Source organism: Methylobacillus draconifructus, assembly GCF_045984355.1.
In the GTDB taxonomy this organism is placed as follows: Bacteria; Pseudomonadota; Gammaproteobacteria; order Burkholderiales; family Methylophilaceae; genus Methylobacillus; species Methylobacillus flagellatus_A.
Window position 1 is genome coordinate 549129 of sequence record NZ_JBJQII010000002.1, and the last position, 14985, is coordinate 564113.

The following is a 14985-nucleotide window of genomic DNA, read 5'->3' on the forward strand; positions in this document are numbered from 1 at the left end:
AGCCAAACCACCCCCTTCCACAATATAAATTAATACATTGATTTAAAATAAAAAAACAATATAACCCTTTATTTGAGAAGCAAAAAATTTCCCATAATCTGCTGTGGCAACAACAGAAAACCAAAAGAAAATGTTGATCCCAATACAGTCGAATTTTTTGACATCAACTTTCAGACTGCACCAATTAAAACAGGTGATCGAAAATCAACATGGAGCTGCTTGAAAATAAACAATTCTTCGTAATTTTTAGCTTTTATATGGCGGATTCCTACGTTTATTTTCAGGTATGATTTTTGCTATTTATCTCGGTCCTTGCGTGAGAATTCCTCAGCAGTCACGTCAGATATTCAGCAGAAATATCGGAGATAAATTTTAGTTATGTGGATTGTCAATATTGCCCTTCGCCGCCCTTACACCTTTATTGTCGCGGCGCTTTTAATTGTATTGTCCACGCCCTACGTCCTGCGCAACATGCCGATGGATATATTCCCTAATATCCATATTCCCGTGATCGCCGTTACCTGGACTTACAACGGACTTTCCGCAAAGGAAATTGCAGACCGCATCACCAGTCCGACCCTGCGCGGGCTCAATCAAACAGTAGAGGATGTCGAACACACGGAATCGGTCTCATTGAATGGCCTGTCCATCAGCAAGATATTTTTCCAGCAAGGAACCGACATCCGCTCAGCAATGACCCAGGTGCTTTCCAACGTCACGACTGCCCAGCGCTCCATGCCGCTCGGCATGCAACCGGCGCAAGTGGTCCAATACTCAGCGACAGACCTCCCCCTGATACAGCTCGGCCTGTCGAGCGAGACCGTTTCCGATATTGAAATTGGCGATGCCGTCAACAATATCCTGCGTCCCAACCTCCTGAAGATTCAAGGGGTGACAATGACGTTTCCTTACGGGAATCGTGGGCGGCAAGTGGCGGTGAACCTCAATAACGCGGCCTTGATGGCCAACGGCCTGACGCCGAGAGACGTCAGCAATGCCATTGCCGAGCAAACCCTGATCTTGCCGACCGGCACCATCAAACTGGGGGAAAGCCAATATGACGTCAATCTTAACGGGGCGATTTCAAGCATTCCCAAGATAGGCGATATCCCGATCCGTACCATTGACGGCAGGACCACCTATGTACGCGACGTGGCCCAGGTGCGCGATGGCTCCACCCCAGCAACCAATATCGTGCGGCAAGACGGAGAGCGCGGCATTCTTGTCTCTGTATTGAAAACGGGTGGCGCATCATCGCTGGATGTGGTCAACAAGGTGAAGGCTGCCCTGCCGAAGACAATGGAAGCCTTGGAAAACATCAAGCTTAAAGCCATGTTTGACCAGTCATTGTTTGTCAAAGCGGCCATCAGCAACGTGGTGTTTGAGGCATTGATTGCCGCGGCCCTGACCGCCGCGCTGATCTTGCTTTTCCTCGGCAACTGGCAAACCACTGCGATTATCGCGGTATCCATCCCGTTATCCATCATGTCCTCATTGATCGTGCTGCATGCGATTGGCGAGACCATCAACCTCATGACGCTGGGCGGCCTTGCCCTTGCGATCGGCATCCTGGTGGATGATGCCACGGTAGAAATTGAGAATGTGGAGCGGCATATGCATATGGGCAAGCCTCCTCACCAAGCGATTCTTGACGGCGCGGCGGAGATCGCCGTGCCCGCCTTTGTCTCCACCCTATGCATATGTATCGTGTTTGCACCCATGTTTTTCCTGGAAGGCATTCCGCGCTATTTGTTCGTTCCTATGGCAGAGGCTGTGATATTCGCCATGCTGGCTTCGTACATCATTTCACGCACCCTCGTTCCAACGCTGGTGATGTTCATGATGACGGCGAAAAGGAAAGGCACACAAGCAGGCGATATCAAGATAGTGTCGGGCCTGCATCGAAAATTCAACAGGGCATTTGAAACCTTTCGGCAGTCTTATGTCAGCCTGTTGGGGGCGCTGCTGAACCGCCGTCGCAGCTTCAGTTTGCTGTTTACCTCGTTCTGCCTGCTTTCGTTGGGGATTTTCCCATTGCTGGGGCAGGACCTCTTCCCCCAGGTAGATGCGGGACAGATACGGTTGCATATCCGGGCGCCTTCCGGCACACGCATTGAAGAAATGCCCAAACTGGTAGACAAGATAGAGCAGCATATCAAGACAGTGATCCCGGCATCCGAGATCGGCAACGTACTGGACATCGTTGGCGGGCCCTACTCACCGCGAAATACCTTGTTCGGCAATGCCGGCACGGTGGAGTCCTCTGATTCGGAGATCATGATTTCCCTCACCAATTACAAAAAACACCCTACGGCGGATTACATCACCGAACTAAGGGAAACCTTGCCGCGTGCCTTTCCTGAAGTGGAGTTCTTCTTCCAGCCGGCAGACCAGGTCAGCCAAACCCTCAACTTCGGCATCCCTGCCCCTATCGACATCCTGTTCAAGGGAAACAAGACCGAAGAAAATACGAAAATAGCCAATCGCTTTAGTAACAAGCTGCGGCAAATACCTGGCGTAGTAGACGCCCACGTCCATCAGCGTTGGAGCAAGCCGGTGTTGGCGCTTGAAATGGATCGCGCCCACTTGCACCAATTGAATTTGACTGCAAACGATGTGGCGCAGAACCTCATGATCTCCCTGAGCGGCAGTATGCAGACCGCACCCGTCTATTGGCTCAACCCCGTCAATGGCAATACATACAATATCGGTGTCAACTCCCTGGAAAAAGATATTGCCAGCATAGACGCGCTCTTGCGTACTCCCGTCAAAAGCACCAACGCAAGCGAGCCGCAATTGCTCGGCAACTTGGTCAAAATCTCCCGCTCGGCACAACAGCCGGTCGTTTCCCATTACGATGTCAATCAAGTGGTCAATGTCTATGCCAGTGTCCAGGGCCGTGACCTTGGCAGCGCCAGCCGCGCCATTCAAAAACTAGTGGAAGAAACCCGCAACGAATTGCCTGCCGGGTCTGAAATTGAAGTCAGGGGCCAGAGCCTGACATTGGAAACGGCGTTCATCGGATTAGGGACCGGCCTGATTGTTGCCATTGTGCTGGTCTACCTGCTTATCGTGGTCAACTTCCAATCCTGGCTGGATGCCGCCATCATCATCAGCGCCCTGCCCGCCGCGCTGGCAGGTATCGCATGGACATTATTCCTGAGCGGCACCACGCTCAGCGTGCCCGCCTTGACAGGTATGATCATGGCAATCGGCGTAGTGACGGCAAACAGCATTCTTGTCATTTCGTTCGCACGCGCCCAACTTGCACGCGGCGTCCCGCCGCTGACCGCCGCACTGGAAGCAGGTGCAACCCGCCTGCGCCCAGTATTGATGACGGCTTCCGCCATGATTGTCGGCATGCTGCCGATGGCGCTGGGCCTCGGCGAAGGCGGCGAACAAAACGCCCCGTTGGGCCGGGCAGTGATCGGAGGCCTGTTATTTGCCACTGTCTCCACCCTGCTGTTCGTCCCCGTGGTATTCGCCAGCCTGCATCGTTTCCGCCAGGCATCAACGAATGCCAGCATCAATCCAATACATCCCGAACCGACCACACCATGACCGATATAGAACCCAACCTGCTCTCCAACCCGGCAACTGACTCGACAGGCACATTGCGGCGCTTCGGCTGGCTTTGCCTGATATTGCTGTCGATCCTGGTTTGCAGCGGCATTTTTCGCTTTACGCTCAATGCAATGGCTGCCTCTGCGCTGGAGTCACGCACGCATGAAAATTGGCAACGCTCGGTCAACTTCACTTATGCGAAACCTGGCAACCTGGTCAACAGCATCACCCTGCCGGCCACGCTGCGCGGTTATAGCGAGGCGGTGCTCTATGCCCGCAGCAACGGCTATCTTTCCACATGGCACAAGACCTTGGGCGACAAGGTGAAAAAAGGGGAGCTGCTGGCGGAGGTCGAGACCCCGGAGCAAACCCAGGAGCTGGCGCAGGCGCAAGCGGCGATGGAGCAGGTACAAGCCAGGCAGGCACTAGCCAAGCTGACCCAGGAGCGATGGGAAATATTACGCCAGCGCGAATCGGTCACGCAGCAGGACCTGGAAGAAAAGCGCAGCCTGCTGGCCCAGGCCAATGCCGAGCTTGAAGTCGCGAAAACCACCGTCAAGCGACTGCAGCAGCTCGACGAATTCCGGCGCATTACCGCCCCGTTCTCCGGCACCATTGTCAACCGCCAAGTGGACGTGGGCGCCCTGATCACGGCAGGCACCACCCCGTTGTTCACCCTTGCGCAAACCGACAAGCAAAGGATATCCCTCTGGATACCGCAGGCGTATGCAAGCGGCATCAAACAAGGCCAACAGGTCGCCATCTGCTTGAACGAGGCCCCCGATAAAACCTTTTCCGGGAATATCACCCACCTGGCCGGGGCACTGGATCCTGTCACGCGGGCGCGCCAGGTGGAAATCCTGCTGCCAAACCCGGATGGCGAGCTGATCCCTGGCGCCTTTGTGGACGTCAGCCTGGAGCTGGTCAGCGCCGTCAAGGCATTGATCGTCCCTGCGAGCGTCCTCATTCTGGGCAAGGATGAACCCCGCATCGCCGTGCTGACTCCGGAAGACAAAGTGGCATTCCGCACGGTCCGGCTGGGACGCGACCTGGGCAGAACTGTGGAAATCCTGAACGGCATTTCCAGCGAAGACAGGCTGATATTGAACCCGGCTGACTCTCTGGAGGAAAACGAGCAGGTCCTGGCGCAAGAAGTGCCTTCTCAGAACGAGAAAAAGCAGGAAAGGCCTACCGCCAAGGACCAGGACCGGGTTCCTGCCTCGGCAACCTCTAGGAGCCAGGCACCCGCATGAAAACCCTGACCCAAGCATTGTCGCTGGCAGCGCTGCTATCAGGCTGCGCCGTCGGCCCGGACTACCAGAAGCCAGCCGTGCAAATTCCCCAGGCCTGGCAGGAAGGCTGGCATACGGCCCAACCCCGGGATACCCACAGCAAAGGGAGTTGGTGGGAGATCTTCGGCGATGCGGAGCTCAACCGGCTGGAGCAGCAGGCACTGGACAGCAACCAGACGATCAAGGCCAGCCTGGCAAGACTGGAACAAGCCAGAGCGCTCACCCAGATATCCCGCGGCGCATACTTTCCGACGTTGCAATTAGGGCTAGACGCTGCCCGCACCCAGCCCTCGGCGAACCGGCCCAACAATGCCAGAAACACCAGCGTTTCAACCCAGATCCAGACGAATATCAATCCATTGTTCAGTGCGGCATATGAAGTTGACCTATTCGGCCGCATCGGCAGAGAAGTGGAATCCTCCACAGCCAGTCAGCAGCAGGCAAAGGCGGATTTGGAAAACATCAAGCTCGTCCTGGCGGCCGAAGTAGCCGCAAACTACTTCAACCTATGCGCGAAAGAAGCCGAAATCGCAGCGCTGCAAGAGATCATTGAGATTCAGAAAAATACCGTAGCGCTGACACACTTCCGCGAACAAAACGGCGTTGCCTCCAAGTTGGACAGTCTGCAGCAAGAATCGCTGTTAAGCAGCACCCAAGCACAATTGGACTTATTGCAGAATCAGCGCAAGCAAACCCTGCATGCACTCGCCACATTGACCGGGGTCGCTGTGGCGGATTTCACTCCGCCCACCGCCGTATTGCCGGGCGAGATTCCCATCGTCCCCGTAGACTTGCCGGCCCAAGTCCTGGAAAGGCGGCCGGACGTGGCGTCGGCTGAGCGTAGCGTGGCCGCGGCCAATGCGCAAATCGGCGTTGCAAAAGCTGCGTGGTTCCCTAGTTTGAGACTATCAGCCGGCAGAGGGTGGCAAAGCAGTGAATTCAATAACTTGTTCGATGCGCCCAGTATTGTATGGTCCCTGGGCGTCGCCCTGAGCCAGACAATTTTCGACAAGCGGAATAATGCCAGGATAGATTTCGCCAAGGCGGGCCATGAACTGGCAACGTCGAACTACAGGCAAACCGTATTGCTTGCATTGCAAGAAGTCGAAGACGGCCTGAGTACGGACAAGGCGCTTGCAGATGCGGCAGAAAACAACCACGCTGCGGAACGCGCTGCCACGCAGGCAGCTGAGATTATTGAATACCAATACAAGAACGGGCTGGCAACCTCGTTCGAGTTATTTGTCGCTAGGCAGACACAGTTGGAAAACCGTAGGCTGGTACAGCAGATCACCGGTCAACGGCTGGTGAATACGGTATATCTCATCAAAACGTTGGGAGGGGGCTGGGAATAGTAGCCTACCCCCTCGACAGCTTCATCACATGACAAACAAAACGAAAGCTAGCTAGCCTCGCTCTTGCTTTCGTCTTGAGGCGCTTTATTGGTTGCCGTTGTATCGCCGCTGCTCACGCTTTTCTCGGCAGATTTAGCGGCTGTTGAATTATTGGTACGCGGCTTACGGGTTGACCTCGGCTTGGCAGCGGTCTTAGGCCCAGAAGCCGCACTGCTTGCCGATTTCGGCTTGCTTGTGGATTTGGCCGTTGTTTCGCCACTCTTGCTGCTGGCAGTCTTGGCTCGGCTCGCCGCCGGCTTTCTCCTGCTGGAAGTAGTAGACTTGGGTTTGCTTGCCGGGGCTGGCGCTGCCGGTTCCGTCGTGGCTTTATCTCCGTCGATCACATCGGTGACCACCTTGCTCAATATTCGCTTCCCTGCGATAACCGCGGCAGCCAGTGCAACTTTCTTGACGATATCCTTGAAAATTCCCATACAGACTCCTATTGGCAAATAACCTGTTTAAGTTCACTACCAGGGAAGTTTGTACCTTGTTTGTTCAACTCGGCCGCCATCTCGGCTGACATATCATTGATAAGCAAACTGACACGCCCCTTTTCCTGATTGCGCACCCCTTTTTGCGCTGATCTAACCCCTTGGCGCTGCAATTGTTCGAGTAGTTTATTCGCTAAACGTTCATCCTTGAAGACCCCAAGCGAAATTGCATTGCGCCAGGGCGGCTCCTGAATGATGAAGCTCACGTCCACGCCGAGCGCCTTCAGCTCCCCCACTTTGCTTTGCGCTGCCTGCAACGAGGGCAATGGCGGGATATATACCCAATAGCGCAATGCTTCCTGCATGCTTTTCTGCTGTACCGTCGCAACCAATGAATGCTGGTTGAGTATGGCTTGCGCGCGTTGCAGCCCTTCCACGGAGAAACTGCCCCACTCGTAACAAGCATACCCCTCATCCTGCCTGGCGTCGCCGGTTTCGTCTGCCTTGGGCAATGCGTCTACCTCTTCCTGCGTCAACAGTTTGATCTTGTCGGCAGACAGCGGTTCATGTATATGCGTCTTGGATGCCGGTTGCGGATGAAACCAGCCAACGGCTATCCACAAGCCAAGATTCAATACAAGCAAACCGCCCACTATCCACTTCATGGCAATTCTCTTTCCATGTACCACAACCCCTGCAATACCAGGTTTTCCTCTAGATTGTATTCCCTTGCCAATACGTGCCTTTGCAATAATGGCAGCAAAACAACCGCGTCGCCACCGCTCAGCATGCATGGCACCACATGCCCGCAATGCTCGCTGAGCACCTGCAGCAAATTATCGACAGCCCCGGCTGACGCGTAAAGGCTGCCGCTGTAGACTCCGTCCTGCGTGTTCAAGGGAAAATCCTGGAACACCCCCAGTGCTCTTCCGATATTGGCTGCCGCATTGGCGATGCTGGTCTGCATCAGCCGCATCCCAGGCATGATGATGCCACCGATAAAACGCGCCTGCCCGGGCGAAGTTTTCTCAATCATATCAACCGTCAAAGCAGTTCCTGCATTCACTACCAGGCAACTGCGCTGATAATATTGCCAGGCCGCTATCATGGCCGCCCAACGGTCCACGCCCAGTTGCTCCGGTACCGCATAGCCATTGCTCAAGCCGCATGCCTGCATTGTGCTGGCATGCCAACGCACAGGCACGCCAAGCGGCTTGAGTTGCTGATCAAGCAGAGTGTATCGATCCGGCCCGGCCACATTGGCCACAGCAACCCGGTCACACTGTTGCCATGCAGCAGGCATGTCATCGCCATTGAGTACGCCATGCTGCAAAATCTCTCCGCTTGCGTATTGCAGCACCGCCCACTTGGTGCGCGTATTTCCCGCATCAATGGCCAGCAAATAACTCATTTAGTTCATTCCCCGCACGCTGATCTCGCCGGAAGAAAAGCGCTGGGTGCCATGCTCGTTCCGTACCAGCAATACGCCGTCATCGGCGATGCCCTCCACATTGCCATATTGTTCGCGTCCGTCCGGGAACAGCAACTTGACGGTCTCGCCCTGGAAAGCGTGATGGGATTGCCATTCCTCGCGCATGGCCGCAAAGCCTGACTGCTCGAATTCATCCAGCACCTGCGCCAAATGGTTCAACAACTGTCCAAGTATGTCGTTCGGGTTAATCTCGACAGGCAGGTGGCTCGCCATATCCGTCACCGGCTGATCGATCTGCCCGCGCGTGGCGGCGGGCAGCCTGAGATTGAGGCCTATGCCGATCACTGCCGCGCTGGGCCCGTCCATATCCCCATGCAACTCGATCAATATTCCGGCCAGCTTGCGCTCCCGAACCAGGATATCGTTGGGCCATTTCAATTGCGCACTGCGCAAACCATATTGATGCAGGGTGCGCACCAATGCCAGCCCCGCCGCCAGGCTCAAGCCGGATAACGCGGAAGCCCCCATCTGGAAGCGCCATAGCAATGAAAACGTCAGGCTGGCCCCAAAAGCAGATTGCCAACTCCGCCCGCGACGGCCGCGCCCCTTGGTTTGCAACAAGGCTGCCGCCACCGTGCCATGGGGCGCGCCAAGGGCGGCCTGCTGCATCAGATAGCTGTTCGTGGATTCGATCGAGTCGAACAATGCCAGTTTGAAACGCTGTTGCTGATTGCCCAACGCCATCAGTACGGCCTGTTCATTCAGCAAATGGAGCGGTTCCGGCAGGCGATACCCTCGCCCGCGCACGGAAAAAATTTCGACCCCCAATGCCTCCGCGGCCTGGATTGCATTCCAGACCGAGGCGCGGGTCACGGAAAACTGGCGGGCGATGTCCTCACCGGAGTGAAAACGTCCGTCTGCCAGCAACCTCAATATGGGAAATACCAAGTTATTCATTGCTGAGGCAGTATATCGCAAGCCATCGTGCTCGAATGAATATTCTGGGCACAACCATCACGTAGGACGGTCCGTTGGGACATGACACGGTGTAAAATAGGCGCAAATCAATAGCGTACTGCCACCATGTCTGAAAAAAACCCTGTTGTTCCAGCTTCCAACTTTATCCGCAATATTGTCGAGCGCGACCTTGAACAAGGCACCTATGCCAGCCGCCGCTGGGCGCGCGCGCCCGGCGATGCCGCGCATCAAGCCGCCGGCGAGCCCGATCCGGCGAAAATTCGCACCCGGTTCCCGCCGGAACCCAACGGTTACCTGCATATAGGCCATGCCAAAAGCATCTGCCTCAACTTCGGCCTGGCGCGCGACTTCGGCGGCGTATGCCATATGCGTTTCGACGACACCAACCCGGAGAAGGAAGAGCAGGAATACGTCGACAGCATCACCGACTCGGTGAAATGGCTGGGCTTCGGCTGGGATGCCTTTGGCGAATCCCACCTTTATTACGCCAGCAACTACTTCGATTTCATGTACCGCGCCGCGGAATACCTGATCGAATCGGGCAATGCCTATGTCGACCAGCAATCCGCCGAGGAAATGCGCATCAACCGCGGCACGCTGACAGAGCCCGGCAAGAACTCTCCATGGCGTGACCGCCCCGTAGCGGAGAACCTGGCCTTGTTCCGCGAAATGCGCGACGGCAAGCATGCGGACGGCAGCATGGTGCTGCGCGCCAAGATCGACATGGCCTCGCCCAACATCAACCTGCGCGACCCTGCGATTTACCGCATCAAGCGCGCGCACCACCACAACACTGGCGACAAATGGTGCATCTACCCGATGTACACCTTTGCCCATCCGCTGGAAGATGCCTACGAAGGCGTGACCCATTCCATCTGTACCCTGGAGTTCGAAGATCAGCGCCCCTTCTACGACTGGGTACTGGAAAAACTGGCCGAAGGCGGCCTGCTCGCCCACCCGTTGCCCAAGCAGTATGAGTTTGCCCGCCTCAACCTCACCTATGTCGTGCTTTCCAAGCGCAAACTGATCGAACTGGTGGAAAAGCAATTCGTCAGCGGCTGGGACGATCCCCGCCTGCCCACCCTGGTCGGCGCCCGCCGCCGCGGCTATGCGCCTGAAGGCTTCCGCCTGTTTGCGGAACGCATCGGCGTTTCCAAGGCAGACTCCTGGATCGAGTACACCATCCTCGAGGATTGCATGCGCGAAGTGCTCAATGCGTCGGCGGAACGCCGCATTGCCGTGCTCGACCCCATCAAGCTCGTGATTGACAACTATCCAGAAGGCCAGTCAGAGGATTGCCATGCCCCCAACCATCCACAAAAACCAGAACTCGGCCACCGGGTGGTGCCGCTTTCGCGCGAATTGTGGATAGAGCGCGAAGACTTCATGGAAGAGCCGGTCAAAGGCTATTTCCGTCTGTTCCCGGGCAACATGGTGCGCCTGCGCTACGGCTATGTCGTCAAATGCACAAGCTGCGAGAAGGATGCGGCTGGCAACGTCACTGTCGTGCATTGCGAATACCTGCCTGATACCAAGTCCGGCACGCCAGGCGCAGACTCCGTCAAGGTCAAGGGCAACATCCACTGGGTATCGGCAGCGCATGCCTACGCCGCCGAAGTACGCATGTACGACCGCTTGTTCAAGGAGGCCCATCCGGGCCAAGGCAAACATGAAGACGGCTCCGACCGCGACTACTTGGACGACCTCAACCCGGACTCGGTGAAAACCATCAGCGCGCAACTGGAGCCGGCATTGAAGGAGGCCCGGCCGGAAGACCGCTTCCAGTTCGAGCGCCATGGCTACTTCGTCGCGGACAGCAAGGATAGCCAGCCAGGCAAGCCGGTATTCAATCGTACCGTGACCTTGCGCGATGCCTGGCAAAAATAATATGGCATCGCCTATTCAGTCTGCCGCAACCATCCAAGCCGTCCCGCTGGATAAGGCGTTCCGCCTGCTCAACCACGGCCCCACCGTACTGGTCAGCTCTTCTTGCAACGGCCGCTCCAATGTGATGGCCGCTGCCTGGAACATGCCGCTCGACTTTAATCCATCCAGGGTTGCGATTGTCATCGACAAGAAGACCTATACGCGGGAATTGATGGAGGCCAGCGGCACATTTGCCATCAATGTGCCATGCCGCGCCCAGGCAGACATGGTCATCAAGGTTGGCTTAAGTTCAGGCAGGGAATTATTGGGAAAAACGCCTGACAACAAGGTGGCCGCCTTGAACCTGCCAACCTTCGCTGCCTCGCAGGTTGAAGCCCCGTTGCTGGAGGGGTGTGTCGCCTGGCTGGAATGCCGCATCATTCCCGAGCCGCATATCCAGCAGGCTTATGACTTGTTCCTCGCCGAAGTTGTCGCTGCCTATGCAGATAGCCGCGCATTCAGCAATGGACGCTGGCATTTTGACGGGTATGATGACTTGCGTACGCTACACCACGTCTCAGGCGGGTTTTTCTTCACGCCGGGTGAAGGCATCGCTACTCGACAAGATTGATTATTGCGGCTGTGCGCTGGCAATGGTCCAGTATTGCTTTTCCTTGTCGCGGGTCACCGAGCAACCTAGTGCAATCGGCTCATCGCCAGGCTGAATAATATGCTTGGTATGGTCTGCGGTCTGCACTCCCATGAACCAGCGATCCAGCCATACCACCATGGTCTCAGCCGCATCGCTCTTCAGCAGGATCAGCTTGCCGTCATTGGCAAGGCACTCGGAGCTGTCGTCCTCGATCAGGCCCACTTGCGCATCGCTGCCGGACTCTGCAGCATGCAAGCTGAATGCCAGACTCAACAATCCGGCGAACAAGTAAAATCGCATTTTTCCTCCGTTACTATCATGCGGCACTTGGTTGTATATGCCGTTGCAGTTGTATTACTCTACCCATTGTGTTGAGGTTTGATACGCTCGACAATCAAAGCATTGATCTGCAGTCCAGATATTCTAACCCAGCATGCGATCAACCTAGCATTGTCTAAACTGGCGTTTTCTCATCCCTTTGAGGAAGAGCCAAGAAATCCATTGCAGGCTAGGCACAATACCCTCAATCACTGGAGCAAGGATGAAAAAACGGCGCCATGCGCATAGCAAGAAAACTGGCCTGCCTCCGGGCACCCTGGTGCATACCGGGGATGTCAAGACGCCGCAGATTACGTTGACCCTGTTCCGTTATAACGCGGAACATATCGAAGAACAATCGATCAGCTCGCTGGATGAAATCCAGCCAAGCGCAGATGACAGCATCCTCTGGCTTAACGTGCATGGACTGCACGACCCTAAGCTCATGGCTGAGATAGGCCAGCGCTTCAAGCTGCACCCGCTGGTGCTTGAGGATATCCTCAATACCGATCAGCGCCCCAAAGTCGATGCCTATGACGACTACCTGTACCTGGTCACGCGCTTTTTCGCCTATGACTCGGAGCAGATGTTGGTCAACTCCGAGCAAATCAGCATCATTCTCGGCAACCGCTTTGTCCTCTCATTCCAGGAACGCCCGACGGGCTCATTTGACCCCGTGCGCGAACGTCTGCGCGCCAATAAGGGCCTGTTGCGCAAATCGGGGGCCGACGTCCTGGCCTATGCCCTGCTGGACATGATCGTGGACAAATACTTTGTCATGCTCGAACAGATCAGCGACGATTGCGAAAAGCTGGAAGACCAACTCCTGCACCGCCCCAGTGATGCAGTCCTGCAAAGCATACACAAGCTCAAGCGCGAAACCATGGACCTACGCCGGGCCGTCTGGCCATTGCGCGAAATCATCAATACATTGATCCGCAATGAGTTTGCCTTTTTCCAGGAAAACACCATCCTCTATCTGCGCGATGTCTACGACCACAGCATCCATTTCATCGAGTCCCTGGAATCGTTGCGGGATTTATTGGCAGGCATGCTGGACATCTATCTATCCAGCATCAGTAACCAAGTCAATAAAGAAGTGCGGATCCTTACGGTCGTCACCATGCTATTCATGCCGGCGACCTTGATCTCCGGCATTTTCGGCATGAATTTCGAGAGCATGCCCTTGCTTAAGGATCATTGGGGATTCTGGATTGCGATTGCCATGATGCTACTGGTGGCAGGAGGCATGGGCCTGCATTTCTGGCGCCGCCAATGGCTCAGCCGGCATTAAGCGTCATTCCGGTTTGATACGCTCAGCATACTTGGCACGTATCTTCGCGATCTTGGGCGCAGCCACTGCCAAGCAATAAGGCTGGTTCGGATGTTGGGCATAGTATTGCTGGTGATATTGCTCAGCTGCATAAAACTCGCCGCCTGCATTTACCTCTGTCACTACTGGCGCACCAAAGGTATTTTCGCTGGCGAACTTTGCCAGCAGTCGATCAAGCACAGCCTGCTGCTCGCCGCTTTGACAAAACACGGCTGAGCGATATTGTGTTCCTACGTCATGCCCTTGTCGATTCAATGTGGTCGGATCGTGCGCAAGGAAAAACACCTCGAGCAACACTTCGTAATCAATCTCCGCTGGATCAAAGACGATCTTGATCGCCTCAGCGTGCCCTGTCGTCCCAGTGCAGACCTCTTCATAAGTTGGATGCGCAACCTGGCCGCCGATATAGCCGGACACCACCTGCTTGACTCCTCGCAGCTGCGAGAACACAGGTTCGAGACACCAAAAGCACCCCCCTGCAAAAATAGCTATTGATTCAGCCACGAGATTCCCTTCCATTTATCTCAATACCGGTTCAAACGGTAAAAAGTAGCATGTTCCCGCCTCAAATCCTCGGATTGGACGCGAGGCGGATACAGGATAATGCGAGCTAGGATCCTGCAAACTATCTAGATCAGTAGAAATATTATGGCGCGTATTGCAGTTTTTAACCAGAAAGGTGGGGTAGCAAAAACCACCACGGCCCTCAACCTTGCCGCAGCATTGCAACGCACGGGCAAGGAGGCGCTGTTGATCGACATGGACCCGCAAGCGCACCTGACCCAGATTTACGGCCACCCTCCGGAAAGCGCCAAGCAAAGCTTGTTTGCATTCTATCAAGATGACAAACCGCTTTATCACCTGGAAGTCCAATGGCCTGGGCTCGGCTATCTAATTCCCTCCCACAAGGAACTGATCAAGGTTGACTCCGCCTTCGGCAAAGGCCCGGCGATACTCAACAAGCTGCGCCACGGGCTCGATATTGCAGACAAGCTGTATATGAACCGCCACACATTGATTGATTGCTGCCCTTACCTGGGCACGCTGTCGCTCAGCGCCATATTTGCCGCCGACCTCGTCATTATTCCCATCTCTTCCGACTTTCTTTCCCTCAGAGGCGCGAAGAAGGTCGGTGACACCCTGGCTGCCATCGAGCCCGTATTAAAGCGGCCGATAGAGCGCCGCTACCTACTGACCCGCTTCGACCGCAGGCGCAGCATGACATTCGAAGTACAGAAAAAAGCCAAGGAACTGTTTGGGCATAACCTGCTCGACACCGTCATTTCAGAAAATGTCGCAGTGGCAGAAAGCCCCGAGCACGGCGTTGACATATTCCGCCACCAACCCAACAGTACCGGCGCGCAAAACTACTTGGCGTTATTGATTGAATTGGCGCAGAAATGGCCAAAAGAGTAAGTTAGCTACCGCAATACTTCATATAAAGCCTACTGCAGCACCTCTAGATTTACTGCCTAAACCTAGCCCCTAAAAATCACCTGCAAAACGTCACAAGATCTTTGCGATCTCACTCAGGCCCATGAATTAAACCGACGTTTAAAAATGAAAAAGCCCGCTAGAAAACTAGCGGGCCTTTGAATAAAAGTCTGGCGGTGACCTACTTTCGCATGCGAGGTGCATACTATCATTGGCGCGGAATCGTTTCACGGCCCTGTTCGAGATGGGAAGGGGTGGTTCCAATTCGCTATGGCCGCCAGACATAAC

At 55.2% G+C, this 14985-nt stretch carries 13 protein-coding genes and 1 rRNA gene; 8 read left to right on the top strand and 6 right to left on the bottom strand.

All coding sequences use genetic code 11. The features are described from left to right. Nucleotides 1-378: 378 nt before the first annotated feature. From ACJSDX_RS06425 to ACJSDX_RS06440, 4 genes are all read left to right on the top strand, one after another. Nucleotides 379-3561 carry an efflux RND transporter permease subunit gene (locus tag ACJSDX_RS06425; protein ID WP_407993990.1) on the top strand — a complete coding sequence of 1061 codons (3183 nt, stop codon included), beginning with the start codon at nt 379-381 and terminating at the stop codon, nt 3559-3561. Further along, nucleotides 3558-4817 (top strand): efflux RND transporter periplasmic adaptor subunit, encoded by a 1260-nt coding sequence (locus ACJSDX_RS06430; protein WP_407993991.1) that lies wholly within the window; start codon nt 3558-3560, stop codon nt 4815-4817. Before ACJSDX_RS06425 ends, ACJSDX_RS06430 begins: the two co-directional genes overlap by 4 nt. Beyond that, entirely contained in the window at nt 4814-6211 is a 1398-nt protein-coding gene (locus tag ACJSDX_RS06435) for an efflux transporter outer membrane subunit (protein ID WP_407993992.1), read from the top strand. The genes ACJSDX_RS06430 and ACJSDX_RS06435 overlap by 4 nt, the downstream gene beginning before the upstream one ends. Nucleotides 6212-6298: 87 nt before the next feature. Next, the gene (locus ACJSDX_RS06440; RefSeq protein WP_407993993.1) at nt 6299-6706 is read left to right on the top strand and encodes a hypothetical protein; all 408 of its coding nucleotides are present in this window, start codon (nt 6299-6301) and stop codon (nt 6704-6706) included. On the opposite strand, the gene ACJSDX_RS06445 is transcribed toward ACJSDX_RS06440, so the two are convergent. Genes ACJSDX_RS06445 through birA form a run of 3 tightly spaced genes read right to left on the bottom strand, consistent with a single transcriptional unit; the run spans nt 6693 to nt 9073 of the window. Next, nucleotides 6693-7349 carry an SPOR domain-containing protein gene (locus ACJSDX_RS06445; RefSeq protein ID WP_407994014.1) on the bottom strand — a complete coding sequence of 219 codons (657 nt, stop codon included), beginning with the start codon at nt 7347-7349 and terminating at the stop codon, nt 6693-6695. The genes ACJSDX_RS06440 and ACJSDX_RS06445 overlap by 14 nt on opposite strands. Next, nucleotides 7346-8095, bottom strand: coding sequence for a type III pantothenate kinase (locus ACJSDX_RS06450; protein WP_407993994.1), 750 nt, complete (start codon nt 8093-8095; stop codon nt 7346-7348). Before ACJSDX_RS06450 ends, ACJSDX_RS06445 begins: the two co-directional genes overlap by 4 nt. Next, nucleotides 8096-9073 carry a bifunctional biotin--[acetyl-CoA-carboxylase] ligase/biotin operon repressor BirA gene (birA, locus tag ACJSDX_RS06455; RefSeq protein WP_407993995.1) on the bottom strand — a complete coding sequence of 326 codons (978 nt, stop codon included), beginning with the start codon at nt 9071-9073 and terminating at the stop codon, nt 8096-8098. Nucleotides 9074-9199: 126 nt separating this feature from the next. On the opposite strand from birA, the gene ACJSDX_RS06460 reads away from it, so the two are divergent. Then, nucleotides 9200-10981, top strand: a complete 1782-nt coding sequence (locus tag ACJSDX_RS06460) for a glutamine--tRNA ligase/YqeY domain fusion protein (RefSeq protein WP_407993996.1) — start codon at nt 9200-9202, stop codon at nt 10979-10981. A 1-nt stretch (nt 10982) separates the two neighbouring features. Beyond that, complete coding sequence (locus ACJSDX_RS06465; protein ID WP_407993997.1) at nt 10983-11591, top strand: flavin reductase family protein; 609 nt, start codon at nt 10983-10985, stop codon at nt 11589-11591. Here ACJSDX_RS06465 and ACJSDX_RS06470 read toward each other — a convergent pair whose 3' ends face one another. Then, nucleotides 11592-11912, bottom strand: coding sequence for a hypothetical protein (locus ACJSDX_RS06470; protein WP_309566720.1), 321 nt, complete (start codon nt 11910-11912; stop codon nt 11592-11594). 241 nt (nt 11913-12153) lie between these two features. On the opposite strand from ACJSDX_RS06470, the gene corA reads away from it, so the two are divergent. Then, complete coding sequence (gene corA, locus ACJSDX_RS06475) at nt 12154-13224, top strand: magnesium/cobalt transporter CorA (RefSeq protein WP_407993998.1); 1071 nt, start codon at nt 12154-12156, stop codon at nt 13222-13224. 3 nt (nt 13225-13227) lie between these two features. Here corA and msrA read toward each other — a convergent pair whose 3' ends face one another. Continuing rightward, nucleotides 13228-13782, bottom strand: a complete 555-nt coding sequence (gene msrA / locus ACJSDX_RS06480) for a peptide-methionine (S)-S-oxide reductase MsrA (protein WP_407993999.1) — start codon at nt 13780-13782, stop codon at nt 13228-13230. 129 nt (nt 13783-13911) lie between these two features. Between msrA and ACJSDX_RS06485 the strand changes: the two genes are divergently transcribed. Beyond that, the gene (locus tag ACJSDX_RS06485; protein ID WP_407994000.1) at nt 13912-14679 is read left to right on the top strand and encodes a ParA family protein; all 768 of its coding nucleotides are present in this window, start codon (nt 13912-13914) and stop codon (nt 14677-14679) included. Nucleotides 14680-14865: 186 nt separating this feature from the next. On the opposite strand, the gene rrf is transcribed toward ACJSDX_RS06485, so the two are convergent. Then, a 5S ribosomal RNA gene (rrf, locus tag ACJSDX_RS06490) occupies nt 14866-14979 on the bottom strand. Nucleotides 14980-14985 lie beyond the last annotated feature (6 nt).

Excerpts from the sequence above, each read along its gene's own strand:
- ACJSDX_RS06425 (WP_407993990.1), top strand. The coding sequence starts at position 379 with ATGTGGATTGTCAATATTGCCCTTCGCCGCCCTTACACCTTTATTGTC.
- ACJSDX_RS06430 (WP_407993991.1), top strand. The coding sequence starts at position 3,558 with ATGACCGATATAGAACCCAACCTGCTCTCCAACCCGGCAACTGACTCG.
- ACJSDX_RS06435 (WP_407993992.1), top strand. The coding sequence starts at position 4,814 with ATGAAAACCCTGACCCAAGCATTGTCGCTGGCAGCGCTGCTATCAGGC.
- ACJSDX_RS06445 (WP_407994014.1), bottom strand. The coding sequence starts at position 7,349 with ATGAAGTGGATAGTGGGCGGTTTGCTTGTATTGAATCTTGGCTTGTGG.
- ACJSDX_RS06450 (WP_407993994.1), bottom strand. The coding sequence starts at position 8,095 with ATGAGTTATTTGCTGGCCATTGATGCGGGAAATACGCGCACCAAGTGG.
- birA (WP_407993995.1), bottom strand. The coding sequence starts at position 9,073 with ATGAATAACTTGGTATTTCCCATATTGAGGTTGCTGGCAGACGGACGT.
- ACJSDX_RS06460 (WP_407993996.1), top strand. The coding sequence starts at position 9,200 with ATGTCTGAAAAAAACCCTGTTGTTCCAGCTTCCAACTTTATCCGCAAT.
- ACJSDX_RS06465 (WP_407993997.1), top strand. The coding sequence starts at position 10,983 with ATGGCATCGCCTATTCAGTCTGCCGCAACCATCCAAGCCGTCCCGCTG.
- ACJSDX_RS06470 (WP_309566720.1), bottom strand. The coding sequence starts at position 11,912 with ATGCGATTTTACTTGTTCGCCGGATTGTTGAGTCTGGCATTCAGCTTG.
- corA (WP_407993998.1), top strand. The coding sequence starts at position 12,154 with ATGAAAAAACGGCGCCATGCGCATAGCAAGAAAACTGGCCTGCCTCCG.
- msrA (WP_407993999.1), bottom strand. The coding sequence starts at position 13,782 with ATGGAAGGGAATCTCGTGGCTGAATCAATAGCTATTTTTGCAGGGGGG.
- ACJSDX_RS06485 (WP_407994000.1), top strand. The coding sequence starts at position 13,912 with ATGGCGCGTATTGCAGTTTTTAACCAGAAAGGTGGGGTAGCAAAAACC.